Source organism: uncultured Ruminococcus sp. (genome assembly GCF_947301925.1).
GTDB lineage: Bacteria > Bacillota > Clostridia > Oscillospirales > Ruminococcaceae > Ruminococcus.
The window spans coordinates 181,480-199,516 of sequence record NZ_CAMYUE010000003.1; the positions used below are offsets into that span (position 1 = coordinate 181,480).

The 18,037-nt window shown below is 49.3% G+C and carries 12 protein-coding genes; 9 read left to right on the forward strand and 3 right to left on the reverse strand.

The window, feature by feature from the left end; genetic code table 11:
* Positions 1–51 precede the first annotated feature (51 nt).
* The 3 genes from Q0Y65_RS06295 to Q0Y65_RS06305 all read left to right on the forward strand — a co-directional run bounded on the left by Q0Y65_RS06295 (position 52) and on the right by Q0Y65_RS06305 (position 3,470).
* The gene (locus tag Q0Y65_RS06295) at positions 52–348 is read left to right on the forward strand and encodes a DUF6110 family protein (protein WP_297958282.1); all 297 of its coding nucleotides are present in this window, start codon (positions 52–54) and stop codon (positions 346–348) included.
* Positions 349–395: 47 nt separating this feature from the next.
* Positions 396–2,462, forward strand: coding sequence for a heavy metal translocating P-type ATPase (locus Q0Y65_RS06300; RefSeq protein WP_297958284.1), 2,067 nt, complete (start codon positions 396–398; stop codon positions 2,460–2,462).
* A 210-nt stretch (positions 2,463–2,672) separates the two neighbouring features.
* The gene (locus tag Q0Y65_RS06305) at positions 2,673–3,470 is read left to right on the forward strand and encodes a class I SAM-dependent methyltransferase (RefSeq protein WP_297958286.1); all 798 of its coding nucleotides are present in this window, start codon (positions 2,673–2,675) and stop codon (positions 3,468–3,470) included.
* 108 nt (positions 3,471–3,578) lie between these two features.
* Here the strand turns inward: Q0Y65_RS06305 and eno are convergent, their stop codons facing one another.
* Entirely contained in the window at positions 3,579–4,877 is a 1,299-nt protein-coding gene (gene eno / locus Q0Y65_RS06310) for a phosphopyruvate hydratase (RefSeq protein WP_297958288.1), read from the reverse strand.
* Positions 4,878–5,244: 367 nt separating this feature from the next.
* On the opposite strand from eno, the gene Q0Y65_RS06315 reads away from it, so the two are divergent.
* Positions 5,245–7,632: a cation-translocating P-type ATPase gene (locus Q0Y65_RS06315; protein WP_297958290.1), complete on the forward strand. Its 2,388-nt coding sequence runs from the start codon at positions 5,245–5,247 to the stop codon at positions 7,630–7,632.
* Between the two features lie 32 nt (positions 7,633–7,664).
* Here the strand turns inward: Q0Y65_RS06315 and Q0Y65_RS06320 are convergent, their stop codons facing one another.
* The gene (locus Q0Y65_RS06320; RefSeq protein WP_297958292.1) at positions 7,665–7,916 is read right to left on the reverse strand and encodes a heavy-metal-associated domain-containing protein; all 252 of its coding nucleotides are present in this window, start codon (positions 7,914–7,916) and stop codon (positions 7,665–7,667) included.
* Positions 7,917–8,118: 202 nt separating this feature from the next.
* On the opposite strand from Q0Y65_RS06320, the gene Q0Y65_RS06325 reads away from it, so the two are divergent.
* Both Q0Y65_RS06325 and Q0Y65_RS06330 read left to right on the forward strand, forming a co-directional pair.
* Positions 8,119–9,453, forward strand: a complete 1,335-nt coding sequence (locus tag Q0Y65_RS06325) for a peptidoglycan DD-metalloendopeptidase family protein (protein WP_297958294.1) — start codon at positions 8,119–8,121, stop codon at positions 9,451–9,453.
* A 64-nt stretch (positions 9,454–9,517) separates the two neighbouring features.
* The gene (locus tag Q0Y65_RS06330; RefSeq protein WP_297958295.1) at positions 9,518–10,123 is read left to right on the forward strand and encodes a uridine kinase; all 606 of its coding nucleotides are present in this window, start codon (positions 9,518–9,520) and stop codon (positions 10,121–10,123) included.
* A gap of 50 nt (positions 10,124–10,173) precedes the next feature.
* Here the strand turns inward: Q0Y65_RS06330 and Q0Y65_RS06335 are convergent, their stop codons facing one another.
* The gene (locus Q0Y65_RS06335; RefSeq protein ID WP_297958297.1) at positions 10,174–12,594 is read right to left on the reverse strand and encodes a glycoside hydrolase family 11 protein; all 2,421 of its coding nucleotides are present in this window, start codon (positions 12,592–12,594) and stop codon (positions 10,174–10,176) included.
* A 508-nt stretch (positions 12,595–13,102) separates the two neighbouring features.
* On the opposite strand from Q0Y65_RS06335, the gene Q0Y65_RS06340 reads away from it, so the two are divergent.
* The 3 genes from Q0Y65_RS06340 (at position 13,103) to Q0Y65_RS06350 (ending at position 17,966) form a co-directional block, all read left to right on the forward strand.
* A complete protein-coding gene (locus tag Q0Y65_RS06340) occupies positions 13,103–16,099 on the forward strand; it encodes a family 43 glycosylhydrolase (protein WP_297958298.1) in 2,997 nt (998 codons plus the stop codon).
* Between the two features lie 128 nt (positions 16,100–16,227).
* Positions 16,228–16,980 carry a helix-turn-helix domain-containing protein gene (locus Q0Y65_RS06345; RefSeq protein ID WP_297958299.1) on the forward strand — a complete coding sequence of 251 codons (753 nt, stop codon included), beginning with the start codon at positions 16,228–16,230 and terminating at the stop codon, positions 16,978–16,980.
* Positions 16,981–17,174: 194 nt separating this feature from the next.
* Positions 17,175–17,966, forward strand: a complete 792-nt coding sequence (locus Q0Y65_RS06350) for an AraC family transcriptional regulator (RefSeq protein WP_297958300.1) — start codon at positions 17,175–17,177, stop codon at positions 17,964–17,966.
* The last annotated feature ends 71 nt before the right edge of the window (positions 17,967–18,037 follow it).

Here is an 18,037-nt window from a genome sequence, read left to right on the forward strand (position 1 = left end):
TCATTAGTTTAACGGAATCGGATATTCCAATGCTTTTACTGAGGTGATCTTATGAAATTCAATGATATCCCATGGAAAAAAATAGGTCTGTTTGCAGGCGGCGTCCTTTTCGGAACAGCAGGTATCAGAGTACTTTCGAGCAAGGACGCGAAAAAGTGCTATACCCATGCCACTGCGGCTGTGCTTCGTGCAAAGGAAAATGTTATGGAGACCGTAACTACTGTCCGCGAGAACTGTGATGATATCCTTTCGGACGCAAAGGAGATAAACGAGCAGAGAGTTCTCGAGGAAGAAGCTGCCGTTATCGCAGACAAGTGCGAGGAGATAGCCGACACAAGCGAAGAATAAGAAAAACAGGTCGCAGCGGCGGCCTGTTTTCATAGGGAGACTTTTTTATGAAATGTAAGATATTACACGAATCAAAGGGGCGTATGCGGGTGCGCTTCTGTATAAACCGCATGACGTTGAAGCAGGCTGATATCGCGGAATATGCGCTGTCTGCCATAATTGGTGTGACAAGGGTACAGGTCTTTGACCGTACCTGCGATATCGTTATTGCCTATACCTGTGACAGAGCGGATATTATCCGTGAGCTTTCGGCTTTTTCATTCAATGACAGGAAGAACACGTCTCTTGTTCCCGAGCATACAGGCAGAGAGCTTAACAAGCGGTATGAGGAGAAGCTTGCGGCGGTAGTTATAAGGCGGTTTGTGAACAAGCTCATACTGCCTTTGCCCCTCCGCAGACTGATGGCCGTTGTAAAGGCCGCGAAGTACATATTTCGGGGACTGAAATGCCTGCTGAAGGGCAGGCTTGAGGTGTCCGTCCTTGATGCTACGGCAATAGGAGTATCACTTCTCCGCGGCGACTTCAGAACAGCGGGCTCGGTGATGTTCCTGCTGAATGTAGGCGATATCCTCGACGAATGGACCCACAGGAAGTCTGTTGACGACCTGGCGCGGACTATGTCCCTGGGAGTTGAACAGGTCTGGCTCAGGACTGCCGACGGACAGGAAGTTCTCGTGCCCGTTAATGAAGTCCGCAGGGGCGACTTGGTGGTTGTGAGAACAGGCTCGATGATCCCCCTTGACGGCAAGGTGGTTTCGGGCGACGCAATGGTGAATCAGGCTTCAATGACGGGGGAATCCGTGCCTGTTCACAAGTCCGTGGGAGCTTATGCCTACGCGGGCACTGTTGTTGAGGACGGCGAGTGTACCATAGCTGTTGAAAATACGGCAGGCGGCGGCCGCTATGACCGTATCGTGAAGATGATAGAGGAGTCGGAGAAGATGAAGTCGGCCGCAGAGGACAAGGCTTCTCATCTTGCCGACAGGCTGGTGCCGTGGAGTCTTGGGGGGACGCTTCTCACATGGCTGCTGACCAGAAATGTTACAAAGGCTCTGTCAATACTCATGGTGGACTTTTCCTGTGCGCTGAAGCTTGCAATGCCTATATCCGTACTTTCTGCAATGCGCTATTGCAGCCGCGCAGGCATAACCGTAAAGGGCGGCCGTTTTATGGAGGCTGTTGCCGAGGCTGACACCATAGTTTTTGACAAGACGGGAACTCTTACATATTCCACTCCGAAAGTTTCCGGGGTAATTACCTTTGACGGACGGGACGAGGACGAAATGCTTCGCCTTGCGGCCTGTCTTGAGGAGCACTATCCCCATTCCATAGCAAATGCGGTAGTAGCTGAGGCAGAGAAGCGGGGACTTGTCCATGAGGAGTTCCATTCAAAGGTGGAATATGTGGTAGCCCACGGCATATCAAGTATGGTGGAAGGGGAGCGCGTGCTCATCGGAAGTCACCATTTCATTATAGAGGACGAGCAGTGCTCCGAGCCCGACGACGAGCGCTACAGGGAGCTTCCCGGCGAGTATTCTCACCTTTATCTGGCTATAGGCGGAGAGGTGGCGGCTGTTATCTGTATAGAGGATCCGCTTCGTGAGGAAGCAGCCGACGTTATTGAGAAGCTCCATGAATACGGCATATCCCGCGTGATTATGATGACGGGGGATAATGAGCGCACAGCACGGGCTGTAGCGGAAAAGGTGGGCGTTGACGAGTATCATGCGGAGGTGCTTCCCGAGAACAAGGCCGCCTTCATACGCGAAGAGCACGAGGCTGGACGCAGGGTAATAATGATAGGCGACGGCGTCAATGATTCACCTGCACTCAGTGAGGCCGATGCAGGTATCGCCATAAGCACGGGAGCTGCCATTGCCCGTGAGATAGCGGATATCACCATATCCGCCGATGACCTTTATGCTCTTGTGGAGCTGAAACGGCTGAGCAATGAGCTTATGGCGCGTATAGGCCGGAATTACCGTACTATCATCGGTTTCAACGGCGGACTTATAGGCCTCGGAGTTCTTGGGGGATTGCCGCCTGCGACTTCCGCGCTTCTGCATAACGCTTCGACGCTGGCAATAGGTCTCAGGAGTATGACTGAGCTTTAATGAGCTTCATCAGGCAAAAAGAAGAAGGCTGTTCCGCCAAAAGCGGAGCAGCCTTTTTATATATACTTAAAATCATACAGAAACAGCACTGAAAATCCTTGTTTTTTCATTACGCCACCTCTTGAAATTTGTGTTAGTATATGCTAAAATATAGTTATAAGTTTGCATATACTAACGTCTATAAAATAATAATAAAAAGGAGCTGTAATTATGGAACTGAAATTAGGCGATGTACAGACTACCGCGCTTATACCGCTTGCGATAAAAGCGAATGAGACACTCAGGAAAAATGCGCGTATCAAGGACAAAAAGGCTGTGGAGATAATCAGAGCGCTGAATATAGACACCAGGCCTTATGATAAGTTCATGTCGCATGAGGGCGTTATTGCGCGTACCATTATGCTTGACAGGCAGCTGAAGGGTATCATTCAGAATTCTCCCGATACGGTGGTCGTGAATGTGGGCGCAGGCTTTGACGACCGCTTCTCAAGAGTGGATAACGGCAAAATACTGTGGTTTGACCTTGATCTGCCCGATTCTGTCGCCGCAAGAAGAAAAGCCTTTCCGGAACGTGACCGGGTTACGATGATCGCAGGAAACGCGCTGGAAAGCGACTGGTGCAAAACGGTACAGGAAGCTCTTGAGGGCAGGAAGTCCAGGCCTGTTTTTATTGCCGAAGGACTCTTTATGTACCTTACTTTTGAGCAGATACGCACTTTTCTGGAAGTGCTGAAAAACAATTTCCCCCACGGGGGTATCCTCATAGCCGAGCAGAACTGCAAGGCGATGCAGAAGAGCGAAAAGCACCACGATACCGTAAAAAATACCAACGCGCATTTCTGTTCGGGTACTGATTCGGGGCAGGAGATAGCTGATCTGACAGACGGAATACAGTTTGTTGAGGAGCACAGCTTCAATGAGGAAATGAAGAAATACAGCATACGCGCAAAACTGTTTGCACTGCTGCTGCCGAAAATGAATGACCGCTGGGCAACCTTCAGATGGTGACAGTATTTATCAAGTTGTCGTCCGGCCGAAATAAAAACCGCCTGTACGTTCAGTACAGGCGGTTTTATATGAATAGGAAGGGTCTATGAAGATTTCACTATGATGTGCTCACTTTTTTACATTGAATGCGCCCATGCCGGGATAGCAGGCAGAAGCGCCGAGCTGCTCCTCAATGCGGAGAAGCTGATTGTACTTGGCAACACGCTCCGAACGTGAGGGAGCTCCTGTCTTGATCTGGCAGGTGTTGAGCGCAACTGCAAGGTCTGCGATAGTCGTATCGGCAGTCTCGCCGGAACGGTGTGAGGAAATTGCGGTATATCCTGCCTTGTGAGCCATTTTGATAGCTTCGAGAGTCTCGGATACAGAACCTATCTGATTGAGCTTGATGAGAATGGAGTTGCCTGCGCCGAGGGAGATACCCTTTGAAAGACGCTCTGTGTTCGTAACGAAAAGATCATCGCCCACCAGCTGTACCTTGTGACCTATTTTAGCGGTCATTTTCTGCCAGCCTTCCCAGTCCTCCTCGTCGAGACCGTCCTCGATGGAGATTATGGGGTACTTGTCAACGAGAGCTTCCCAGTGAGCGATGAGCTCGTCAGATGTGAACTCCTTGCCGCTCTTGGGCTGCTTGTAGAAGCCCTTGCCCTTTTCGCTCTTCCACTCGGAGGAAGCGGCGTCCATAGCTATCATGAAGTCCTTGCCGGGCTCGAAGCCGGCTGCCTTTACAGCCTCCAGGATCTTCTCGATAGCCTCCTCGTCACTTGTGAGCTTATTGGGAGCAAAGCCGCCCTCATCACCGACTGCCGTAACGTCGCCCATATCCTTGATGAGCTTTTTCAGCGTGTGGAATACCTCTGCACACCAGCGGAGAGCCTCGCTGAAGGAGGGAGCACCCACAGGCATTATCATGAATTCCTGAGTATCAACAGCGCTGTCTGCGTGAGCTCCGCCGTTGAGAATGTTCATCATCGGAACAGGGAGCTTTGTGCCCTGGATTCCGCCGAGGAATCTGTAAAGCGGGATATCCAGTGAAGTTGCGGCAGCTCTTGCACAGGCGATAGAAACAGCAAGGATAGCATTGGCGCCGAGGTTTGACTTGTCCTTTGTGCCGTCGGCCTTTATCATAGCCGCGTCGATAGCGTAGATGTCGGAGGCGTCCATGCCTGTGATGGTTTCGGCGATAACGGTGTTGATATTGTTTACAGCCTTTGTTACGCCCTTTCCGAGATAGCGCTCGCCGCCGTCGCGAAGCTCGAGAGCCTCAAATTCGCCTGTTGAAGCGCCGCTGGGAGCCGTTCCTCTTGCAACAGTACCGTCTGCGAGAGTGATCTCGGCTTCAACTGTCGGATTTCCGCGGGAGTCAAGTATCTCACGTCCCACGACTTTTTCAATTTCTAAATAGTCCATAGTTTTCTCCTGTTATAATATATTTAATGTGATCGCTCACATTATTGACGGTAGCAGGCTCTTGTATGCAATATAGAGGAAATTCGCACTTTTCCCCCACCGAAAGGAGCCTGCTGTTATGATTTATTAACGTTAGGATGCCCTAACATTATGATTATAGCATTTTACGGCGCACTTGTCAATTTGATTATTGATATTTGTATATACTAACAAATATGACACAGCGATATTCAAAAGCCATGTGCAAGTCGTTTAGATATAAGTAATATACAGCTTTTTGTATACGCCGCTGAATGCGGCTATTGCTTTTTTTTCCATACTGTGTTATAATTAAAAAAGTATATTTTGCGAGGTGTAATTCGACATAATGAAAACCAGTGAATTCCGCGAGGTCACTGATCCCGAACGCTTCAAGGCGGATTACGATCAGGGACTTACCGTTGCTCAGGTAAAACAGAGGATCGCCGAGGGGCTGGATAACAAGCCCGTTGAATCTCCCTCAAAGACCGTGAAGGAGATACTCGCCGACAATATCTTTACCTACTTCAACCTTATATTCGTTATACTCTCGGTGCTGCTCATAATCGTCGGCTCCTACCGTGACCTGACCTTTATGCCAGTCATCATCGCCAATGCCCTTATCGGTATTATCCAGGAGCTCCGCTCCAAATCGGTGCTGGACAAGATAGCGGTGCTCAATGCACCTGTTTCCACCGCTGTCCGTGACGGACAGATAGTAAGCATACCCTCAAAGGATCTTGTGCTGGACGATATCGTTATCTTCAAAGCGGGCAATCAGATATGCGCCGACGCTGTCGTAGTGGACGGAAATGTTTCCGTAAACGAGTCGCTGCTGACGGGCGAATCCGACGAGATAACCAAGAAGCCCGGCGATACCCTTATGTCGGGAAGCTATATCGTTTCGGGCACCTGCCGCGCAAGACTTGAAAAGGTGGGCAGACATTCCTATATCTCAAGACTGACCCTTCAGGCAAAGAAGTCCAGAAAGGGCGAGCAGTCCGAGATGATACGCTCACTCAACAGGATAGTAAAGTTTGCAGGTGTGGCTATAATACCTATCGGTATAATACTTTTCTATCAGGCCTTCTATATAAACCACTATACCATAAAGGAAAGCGTGCAGTCCATGGTGGCTGCGGTCATCGGCATGATACCCGAGGGACTGTTCCTGCTGGCAAGCGTTTCCCTTGTTATCAGCGCCATGAAGCTGGCTATCAAGAAGGTACTGGTCCACGATATGAAATGTATCGAGGCCCTTGCGCGAGTGGACGTGCTCTGTGTGGACAAGACCGGTACTATCACCAAGAACGAGATGACTGTGGCGGACGTTGTGGCTGCCTCGGCCGAATATGATACGGAAATGATACAGGGGCTCCTCAGCGACTTTGCTGCCGCCCAGGACTCCGACAACCAGACCATGACCGCTCTGAAGGGGCATTTCCACCGTCCTGCGGGAAGGAGAGCAGTTTCCACTACGGGCTTCTCCTCTGAATTCAAGTACAGCAGCGTTACCTTCGAGCGTGATTCCTATGTCATCGGCGCTCCCGAATTCGTACTGAAGGAGAGCATCAGCGGCTATAAGGATACTATCGACAGCTACAGCCGCAAGGGCTACAGAGTTCTTGCCTTCGGAAAATACAGAGGTATTCCCGACGGAAAGGCTCTCACTGAGCCAATCGAGCCTGTGTGCTTTGTTATGATGTCCAACCCCATACGTGAGAACGCTCCCGAGACCTTCAGGTACTTTGCGGAGCAGGGCGTGGAGATAAAGGTCATTTCGGGAGACAATCCCGTTACCGTTTCGGAGGTGGCCAAGCAGGCCGGCATCAGAAATGCAGGCGAGTACGTTGACGCTACTACGCTTACCACTGACAGCGCTATCAAGGACGCCGTAATGAAGTATACCGTGTTCGGAAGAGTTACTCCCGAGCAGAAGAGAAAGTTCGTTAAGGCTCTCAAAAAGGCAGGCAAGACCGTTGCCATGACGGGCGACGGCGTAAACGACGTTCTTGCTCTCAAGGACGCGGACTGCTCCGTGGCTATGGCCTCGGGAAGCGATGTTGCCGCTCAGGCTGCACAGCTGGTGCTCCTTGAATCCGACTTCTCCAAAATGCCCGACGTTGTTGCCGAGGGCAGAAAGGTGGTAAACAATCTGGAGCGCTCGGGAAGCCTCTTTATCGTAAAGAACATCTTCTCGCTCATTATAGCGGTGCTCTCTATATGCTTCGGTATGAAGTACCCCCTCATGCCATCACAGATATCCCTTATCAGCGTATTTACCATCGGACTTCCCGCGTTCTTCCTTTCGTTCATGCCCAATCATGACCTGATACGGGGACGCTTTATCACGAATATCCTGCTGAAGGCTCTGCCAGCGGCTCTCACCGACGTTCTTGTGGTGGGCGCTATGATATATTTCGGCAATATCTTCAGCGTATCTCCTACTGATATCGCAACGGCTTCCACCATACTGATGAGTATAGTCGGTATGATGATAGTTTATCAGATATCCAAGCCCCTTGATGTGTACAAAATGGGAGTATGGATATTCTGCGGTGTGGGTCTGGTGTGCTGTATGGTATTTGTCAGCAACCTGTTTGCCATCACCTCTATGTCAAACCGCTGTATCATTCTCTGTGTGAACTTCTCTATCATCGCGGAGCCCTGCCTGCGGTATCTCACTCTTATCACCAAAAAGGTGCAGGACTTCTTTATCAAAGACGAAAAAGCATGATAAAAGGCAGTGCGAAATGCACTGCCTTTGTTTTACTTTCTTCCGAAAAGGCCTTTCTTTTCGTAGGGGGCGGTGGTTATATCCAGTACCTTGTAGCCGTCTTTTTCAACGGCCTCCCTGAGCAGGCTGCTGTCGGGCTGAGTTTCGGTGATGACCTCTGTTATGCCCTTGATGTGTGAGGAATTCACCTTTTTCGGGGATACCGCATTGCGTATGGCTTCATTCACATGAGCCTCGCACATTCCGCACATCATGCCTTCGATCTTCAATACTGTTTTGTACATTGTATCAACTCCTTATGTTAGTATATGCTGACATATATATTTTAACCCATTTTTTTCACGGTGTCAAGTGCGTCCTTTGTGAGAGGATAATGAAAAATGATGCTGATTTGTATGAAATTACGGATTCGGATTGACTTTTTCTCAAAAATATGGTAATATATATATTGTTAAGTTACTTTTTACTATGTAAGGAGAAAATATTATGAAGAATGTGATCAAAAAAGCGGCTGCTATCCTTATGGTACTGGCAGTGCTTTTCACAGTACCGATATGTACTCCCATCGGAAAAAAAGCTTACGCAGCTGTCTATGCAGTTTGGCCGACTGAGCCAAAGTACAAGAACATAACTACTTACTTCAATCCCCAGAGGAATGTCAACGATGTATCGGGTTACCACAATGCTATCGATATTGAGGCTGCGGGGGGAAGCAATATATATGCCGCCTATGGCGGAGAGGTCGTTTCGGCCGATGTCAAGGGCGCTTACGGCAATATGGTAATAATCTATCACGCTGACCTGAAGGTATATACCTTCTACGCTCATGCTTCACAGCTCCTAACCAGCGCAGGCGCAAAGGTCAAGCAGGGCGATCTTATCGGCAAGGTGGGAAGTACGGGACAGGCATCAGGCAATCACCTCCACTTTGGTATCTGCGATACCCTTGTGGGAGCCTATCCTGCCAAGACATACTACGACCCCCTCACTTACTTCGAGTATTCGGACAATTCGGGGCAGGGTGTGACTACTCCTCCTGCCACTACTCAGCCGGAGTGCTCGTGCAGCGAGGAATATGCAGGTCTGTACACCACAAAGAACGTTGTGACCTATCTTAATATAAGATCGGGTCACGGCACAAATTCCTCCATAGTAGGTTCCATACCTGCAAATGCTGAATTCAAGGTCACCAAGGGCAACGGTGAATGGGCTCATGTTGAGTACAATGGCGTCAAGGGATATGCTTCCATGGCTTATATGCAGCTCAAGGAGGCGTACAAGCCTGTTGAGTCCGGTATGAAGATTGATAAGGCAGCGGCTCCCGAGGGAACCATTACAAAGGGCGATTCCTTCTCGCTGAAGGGCGTTATAACCTCTAATCTGCCTATCACAAAGGTATACGGCGGTATCTATTTCCGCGGCGGCGAGGCTACCAGCCAGATCGCAGAGGCGGCTCCCAATGCGCTGACCTATGACCTTTCTTCATATTTTGATAAGAATATAGCTTTCGGTGCCCTTTATGACGGGGAGTACACCTATAAGATAACTGCTGAGGACAGCAGCGGCAAGTCCTATGAGCTCATATCCGCAGACTTCGATATACACGATCCCGAAAAGGACAAGCCTGCAGGCGACCTGAACGGTGACGGAGAGCTGAACGTGTCGGACGCTGTAGTGCTTCAGAGCTATCTGCTCAACAGCTCCGAGGAATTTACCGAGGAGCAGTACAAGGCTTCTGATCTTAACGGTGACGAGGTCGTTGACGTCTTCGATCTTATCGAGCTGAAGCAGGCCATAGTAAAGGCTTCTTCGGAGGAATAACAGAGTATAAAAAGGCGGTGTCACGTCGGTGATGCCGCCTTGAATTATTGTAAGGAGAAACAGAATGGATACAGTAAGAATCGTTGATGAGATAATGAAAAGAAGGAGCCCCGGCAAGACCTTTATAGTGGGGCTGGACGGACTCGGCGGTGCGGGCAAGAGCACTGCGGCAGAGGAGGTAAAGCGGCTTCTGACGGAAAAGGGGATAAATGCGGAGATATTCCATATTGACGACTTTATCCATCCAAAGGCTGTAAGATATAACGACAGCTACCCTCAGTGGGAGCAGTATTACTATCTTCAGTGGAGATATGCTCATTTTAAGCAGTCGGTGTGGGCTCCCGTAAAAGAGGGGAGAGAGCTGCCGCCTGTGGAACTCTACGACAAGGACAACGACACTTATGTAGTAAGGGGATTCTCCTTGCCCGAGGGCAGCGTTGTCATCACTGAGGGCATCTTCCTGCAGCGTGAGGAGCTTGACGGTATATTCGATCTCATGGTATATTTCGATGTGGACGAGAAAGAGAGGCTGAGAAGAGTCCTTCTTCGTGACGGCTACATCGGCGACGAGACTGCTATCCGTGAGAAATATGAAAACAGGTATTTCCCTGCGGAGAGATATTACTCGGAAAAGTACAGGCCTGCCGAAAAGGCGGATATGGTGATATAAAAAACAGCGCTCAACTGAGCGCTGTTTTTATTATTCTATATCATGACAGCTTATTTGAAAGCATATCTGAAGAATGTATAGAGATGAGGCTTAACGCTGTTGTCGCCATGTCCGCCGCCGTTGATCGACTGGTAAACGTGGTCAACACCGTTTCTTGTGAGAATGTCGCTGTACTGCTTGGGGAATGTTCCAACTGTACCGTCATTTGTTCCGCCTGTGATCATGAATACGTTAGGCTCGGGACCTACGTCTCTGAACTTCATCTCGCTTTCCTGCATACAGCCGGGATGCTGCATCCAGGTATCTGCGCCGGGAGTGATTCCGGGAGCAGGACAAGCGCCGCCAACATAAGCGAAGAGGTCAGGACGCATGAGACCGATGTAGATAGCTTCACGTCCGCCCATTGAGAAGCCTGTGATAGCTCTGTTCTCTCTGCCTGTCTTTACGGGATAGTTCTCCTCGATGAAGGGGATAAGGCTTTCGCTGATATCATAGAGGAAGTTGTCGTACTCTGCACAGGTCTGCTGGTTGATACCGCTAGGACCGTTCATTGTTTTACTTGTGAACATATTAGGTGTTACGGCGATGAACTCCTCAGCCTGACCGCTCTTCATAAGACCTGTCATAAGACCCTGAGTACCGAAGCCGTTCTTCATGTCATCCTCGTTGCCCATGATTCCGTGGAGAATGTACATTACAGGGTACTTCTTGTTAGGATCATAGTTGGGAGGCAGGATAACGTTACAGCTCTTCTGCTTGCCTGTGTATTTACACAGATAGGATTTCTTCTCAACCTTACACTGGCTTGACTGCTCTGCGCCGCTGGGTACCTGTTCAGGCATATCCTTTCTGATTGCAGCGTTGAGGTTCTGGCCCGGTGAAGGAGTGGAAGTAGTAGTTGTTGTGGTTATCTTGGCTGTTGTGGTGGTAGTTGTAGTGGTAACGGGGTCTGGGAACTGCTTGTCAATGCCGAGAAGGAATCTCTTGAGAGCAACCAGATCAGCAACAGATACGTCACCGTCACCGTTTACGTCTGAATTTGCGGGAGCCTTGCCGCCGCCTGACATGATAGCGAGTATGCCTTTTCTGAGGCCAATCAGGTCAAGTGAATCAAGAACTCCGTCCTCGTTTACGTCGCCTCTGATACCCTTATTTACAGGAGGATCCGTAGGAGGCTGAGTAACGGGCTCTGATGATACGCTGATAAGGGGCTTTGTGCCCTTTACAGCTGCATATGCGCCGTCAACGTAGAAATCTGTAAGGCTTTCAGGAGCCTCGATATAGATGAGCAGATTTGAAGCGCCTTCGGGGATAGTATAGGAAGAATTTGAAAGGTCTACCCACTGTCCCTTGGGAGCTGTGACTGTCTTGATCTCGCTGTACTTTTCAGTACCGGAGGAATCCTTATACTGAAGTGTGAGCTTCAGGTCTGTCGAAGACTCTGAATCCTGCATTACAGCAGCGCCGAATGCAAATGTCTCACCTGCCTTGAAGGGGTTGCTGCTGAGGCTCATGGAAGCGCCGTTCCATTCTGCTGTACGGCCGGATACCAGGATACCCTTTGATCCGTCGTAACCGGTTGAAGCAGCTACCTTGGCAGCTCCGCGTCCTGACCAGTCGCCTGTGCCCGACTCGAAGCTCTCCTTCAAGTAATAACCGTTTTCGTCGGGTTCAACGGGAGTTGTGACAACGGGCTGTCCGCCTCCGCCGCCGCCCGTACCGAGGGTGATGGTGTTCTGCTTTACGTCTGCCTGGCCTGAGCTCTCCCAGCCTTCAACGTTGAACGCTACCTCGTACATAACGCCCATCTGGAGACCTGCGCTCTCCCACTGCTCAAAGTGGTCGGAAACGTGGATCGTACCGGACTGTCTGCGCTGCTGACGAACACTGTAATACTGTACGAAGGGCTGGTTACCGTCGATAGTATATGAGTTTCTGTTTTCCTTATAGATATAGTAGGTGCTTCCGTCCAGAGTGAACTGCTTGATAACATTACCCTGTCCGGGCTGTCCGTTAGGAGGACACCAGTTTGCCCAGTCCTCAACGATGTAGTACTCTACGAGAGGACTTCTTGTCCAGCCGTAAATACAAAGACGCGAGTTACCGGAGTTGCTTGATGACCAGCTTACGTCGAAGTCACAGGTAATTCCGTTGTACTCCTGGAACTTCTTTGTACTGCCCATGTCGATACCGCGACGGGCAAGGAAGTTACCGCTGGGACCTGCACAGTTCCAAGTTGTGGAGAATGTGCCGTTATCGCCCAGAGTCATTGATGACGGCTGATTTGTATCAGCTGCCCAGATCTCATAGCTGTAACCGTCGGGGCCTGTGCCCTTGTGCTGACCAGCACCGTTCAGATTGTATGTCTGACCTGCGGCGCCTGTGTTCATAGCCGCAAATGGGATTGCTGATACGCAGACCATGCCTGCCACAAAACCGATCGCAGCTTTTTTGATGCTTTTCAATTTCATGTTAAATCACTCCTTTGTTTAATTAAGCAACGTCATGATTTTAGTAATCCCCGTGGAGAGGCAAAACTCTCCTTTTTTTATTATCTATAACTATTATAATATATAATTTGGTAACATTTCAAGTCAAAATTTGTGAAAATCCAAAAAAATCACTAAAAATTGCGCAGACTGTTCGAACAACCTTGTTGTTTGGGTTAAGGTACACAATATCTTTTAATCATACATTGTTTAATTAAGTAATACAACCCATTTTATGCCGAAATGGTGGATAAAATGCCGAAAAACAGAGGAGCTTTTTGTTTAAAAATAAAAAAATGATATCAGTAGCGCAAAAATGCTATTTGCGGTAATAATATTACCATAAATGACATAATATTAATATAATACGCGCAGATTGCCCATTATAATCTAAGTAATAAATAAAGAACTGTGTATTTTGTATATTTTTTATAAAATGCACGGCAAGAAGGGTAATAAAACAAAAAATCTAAAAAATGGGGGCAGACTTATGAAAAAAATCCTCTCACTCGTGACTGCTGCGGCGTTAGCTATACCTGCGGCGGTCTTCACTCCGTCTGCAAACGTAAATGCGGACAATCCCTGCATTCAGACCATCTACAGCACAGATCCCGCGCCGATGGTGTACAATGATACGGTCTACGTGTATACGGGCAGGGACGAGGACGGCGCAACCAACTACGTTATGCCTGACTGGCACTGCTATTCCTCAAAGGATATGCAGAACTGGACAGATCACGGCATGATGCTCTCGTGGGACAGCTTCTCATGGGGCAAGCAGAACAGCGCGTGGGCTTCGCAGTGTATCGAGCGCAACGGCAAGTTCTACTACTACGTTACTCTCGAGAACAAAAGCGGCGGCGGACGCGGTATCGGCGTTGCTGTTGCGGATTCTCCCACAGGTCCTTTCAAGGACGCTATCGGCAAGCCGCTCTGCGGTCCCAACTGGGATTACATCGATCCTACGGTGTTTATCGACGATGACGGACAGGCGTGGCTCATGTTCGGCAATCCCAGCTGCTATTATGTCAAGCTCAACGAGGATATGATTAGCACTAACGGCGAGATCAGGAAGTTCGACATGAATCCTTCCACCTTCGGTTCGGGCAGAGGCAACAGCTCCTACGTTGAGGGTCCGTGGTTCTATAAGCGCAAAGATCTCTATTATCTCGTTTTCGCCGCATTCTTCGGAAACGACGGCAGCGAAAGCATAGGCTATTCTACCGCTCCTTCACCCACAGGTCCCTGGACCTACGGCGGACAGGTGATGAAGGCAGGCGGCTGTTATACAAATCATCCGGGTGTTATTGATTTCAAGGGACACTCATATCTGTTCTATCATAACGCAGGCCTCCCCGGCGGCGGCAGCTTCACAAGAAGCGTCTGCGTTGATGAGTTCACCTATGGTTCAGACGGTTCTATACCTACTATATCGCCTTCAAAGACAGGTCCCAAGCAGGTGGAGGCTCTTAATCCCTATCAGAGGGTAGAGGCTGAGACAATGAGCAATTCCAGCGGCGTAAAGACCGAGTCGTGCAGCAGCGGCGGCATGAATATCGGTATGATAGAGGACGGCGATTATGTAAAGGTGAGCGGCGTTGATTTCGGAAACGGAACCGATAAGTTCACCGCAAGCGTTGCCTCGGATACCGACGGCGGCAATATCGAGATCTATCTCGACGGCACAAGCGGCAAGAAGATAGGAACCTGCAAGGTGCCCGCAACCGGCGGCTGGCAGGAGTGGAAGGAAGTGTCCTGCGACATCAGCGGCGCAAGCGGTCAGCATGACCTTTACTTCAAGTTCACAGGCGGCAGCGGATACCTTCTCAACGTTGACTGGTGGAAATTCGGCGACGGCGAGACTGCTGTCACGACAACAACGGCTCCGGCGCCTGTAAGTACCACTACAACATCTGTTATTAGTTCTGCCGATTCAGGGGATTATATCATAAACTGTTCCTTCGAGAGCGGTGACGACGGCTGGGAAGGCCGTGCAGGCGGAAGCGTTGAGGTATCCTCAAAGAGCGCCTTTGCAGGCAGCAAGTCTCTCCTCTGCTCGGGCAGAAGCGAGGCCTACCAGGGCGGCGCCCTCTCTGTTGACGGCAAGCTGAAGGCGGGCGAGAGCTACAGCTTCAGTGCAAACGTTATGTACGAGAGTGGCAAGGACAGTGACACTATCCACTTCACCATGCAGTATGACATAGACGGCGATACAAAGTATACCAAGATCGCTACAGGTCAGCCCATGAAGGGCAAGTGGGTGCAGCTGGCAAACCAGAACTTTAAGGTACCCTCGGGCGCAGAGAATATTTTTATCTACGTCGAGACCGAAAAGAGCACCATGGACTTCTATGTTGACGATGTCAAGGTCGCTAAGGCAGGCACCGATATAAAGGGTGCTGAGGGCGGCCAGTTCATTCTGGGCGACGTGAATTCCGACGGCTGCATAAACTCAATGGATATGATAGCTGCAAGACGCCTTATCCTGGCTTCAAACAAGTCTGCGGATCTGGTGAAGCTGGCTGACGTTGACAGAAGCACAGAGTATGAGGTCAACGACCTTGTTCTCTTACAGCAGTATATCCTCGGCAAGATAACCGAATTCCCCAACAATGCTCCCGAGCCTCCTGCAAGCGATTTCGATTACGAGGAGAACAAGAGATATGTTCCGGCTCCTGACTCTCCCGGAAATAGTTATTTTGACTCATGCTCACAGCAGGGCAAGGTTACCAAGGAGACATATAACGGCATCAGAGGCTCAAAGTCACTGTATGTTTATACTCCTTACAACTACGATCCCAGCAAGAAGTACAACATATTCTACCTCATGCACGGCGGAAACGAGAACGAGAATACTCTGTTCTTCCAGAACGATACCATGATCCAGAATATGCTTGACCATATGATAATGAACGGAGAGCTGGAGCCCCTTATCGTGGTAACTCCTACCTTCAACGGCACAGGAAGCTCCGCTCAGAACTTCTACGAGGAGCTCCGCCAGAGCGTTATCCCCTTCGTTGAGGGCAAGTACTCAACATATGCCGAGGACACCTCGGCCGAGGGCATCGCTGCTTCCAGAATGCACAGAGCTTACGGCGGATTCTCAATGGGTGCGGTTTCCACATGGGCCGTATTCAAGAACGATCTTGATATCGTCGGCTACTTCATGCCTCTCAGCGGCGACCACTGGGATGCGAATTCTGCTGACGCCAAGGCACAGGATCTGGCTAACGCAGTTCATAAGTTCGGTATGAAGCCTAATCAGTATTTCATCTTTGCCGCTACAGGCACAAAGGATATGGCTCAGCCCAACATCGGACCTCAGATCGAGTCCATGAAGAAGCTGGATGAGTTCGTATTCACCTCCGATTTCTCGAAGGGCAACTTCTACTACTTCGAGGCACAGGGCAACGATCACTGGTGGGCTCACGTCAGACACTATGTGTATAATGCACTTCCTTATTTCTTCCATGAATCAGGTCAGTAAAAGCTGAACTTCCGAAGGCTCACCGTGATTTTTCGCGGTGAGCCTCGTTCGGGATATGAGAATGGTTGATTAGTTCATAATTATGTGATATAATAGGGGAAAGATCACATTTGAGAGGTGTTTTATATATGAGTGATTATACTGAAAAATATATTTCTTCCCATCTGTTCCTGAAGCGGGAGGAGGGATTTGAGCACGCCCCCTTTGACCGGGAAATAGCCTGTTATGAGAGTATCTGCTCGGGAAACATCGAGCTGGTAAAGGTCTTTGCGACGCCGCTTTGCAGTGAGGGCTACGGTATTCTGAGCAAGGATCCGTTAAGGAATTTAAAATACCATTTTGCCATTTCTGCTGCCCTCATCGCAAGGTTCTGCATCAACAGCGGAATGACCCTTGAGGAAGCATACAATCTCAGCGATATCTACATCATGAAATCCGACGAGTGTCGTACCGAGGCGGAGGTACATGAGGTACACCAGGAAATGATCGAGGGCTATACAAGGCATATGAGAAGAGTCCGCAACAGCGGCATCTACTCCAAGCAGATCGTCCGCGCTCTGGACTATATCAGCGATCATCTCCACGGAAAGATCATGATAGAGGACGCTGCGGGCTACCTGAAGATAAGTCCCGCATACCTTTCGAGACTCTTCAAGGCGGAAACGGGCATCGCCTTCAGCAACTATGTCAGCAAGACCAAGGCCGAGGAGGCCGCCAACCTGCTGACCTTCTCCGAGTATACGGATTCGGAGATAAGCAATCTTCTCGGGTTCAGCTCACAGAGCTATTTCATCAAGATATTCAAGAAATATCTCGGTGTAACGCCCAAGGAGTACAAGAAAAGATATAAATTTCCTGATTTCAGTAAAGAAAATCAATGATAAAGCTCTTATCCCCTGCGTAAGCGGGGGATAACGTTTTATGCAGATATCATAAAATTACTATTTTTGACAATAAAATAATATATTTTAAGGTTTGAGAATGGTATAATCAAGAAAAAGATAACTTGAAAATATGATGTTCGGATCAGGGATTTGTCAAAAACACTAATAAATCAGAAACTGGAGAGTTGACAATGATTATAAATAATGTTGGCTTTGATCACTGCCATGACGCAGACTTTTTTATTGACAGACCCGACGGGAGCGGAGACTATCTGCTCCTTCTCGTAAGGACTCCCGCTATATTTGAGATCGACGGAAGGGAAGTCGTTACATCCGCAGGAACTGTGTTCATCTACCCAAAGAGCAGACCTCAGCGCTATCGCTGCGTACCCCTGAACGTGTTCGAGAATGACTGGGTACACTTCGATTTCGACGACAGAGGCGAGGAGGAGGAATTCCTCAGAATGGGTATACCGCTGGAAACTCCCATGGAGATATCCCTGGAATTTCTCAGCTACTGCGTGAAATCCATTGCCTACGAAAAGTATTCGGACAACCCCTGCAAGGCTGAGTCCGCAGAGCTCTTCATGCGCCTTATGTTCATAAAGATACGCGAGAGCTCCATGAACAGCGTTTCCGGAAGAAGAAGCACTCAGTTCGAGCTCATCTCCACGGTGCGCAACAAGATATACAGCCGCCCCTATGAGCAGCGCAACGTTGACAGCACAGCTCATGAGGTGAGAATGAGCCGTTCGGCCTTCCAGCACGCTTACAAGAAGCATTTCGGCATGACCTTTATCGAGGATCTGGTGAGGAGCAGGGTGAGCTACGCGAAAATGCTCCTTTCCACCACCAATATGAATATAAATGATATATCCGCAAGCAGCGGGTATCACAGCTACGTCCATTTTGCAAGACAGTTCAAGGAGCAGACGGGAGTTACTCCGTCTGAATACCGCAAAAAAGCACAGAATGTAACATGACCCTGTCGCCTCATCCGGTGACTGCGGTCTGTGTTGCTTGAATGTAAATAAAACAGTGACTAAGGTCACGG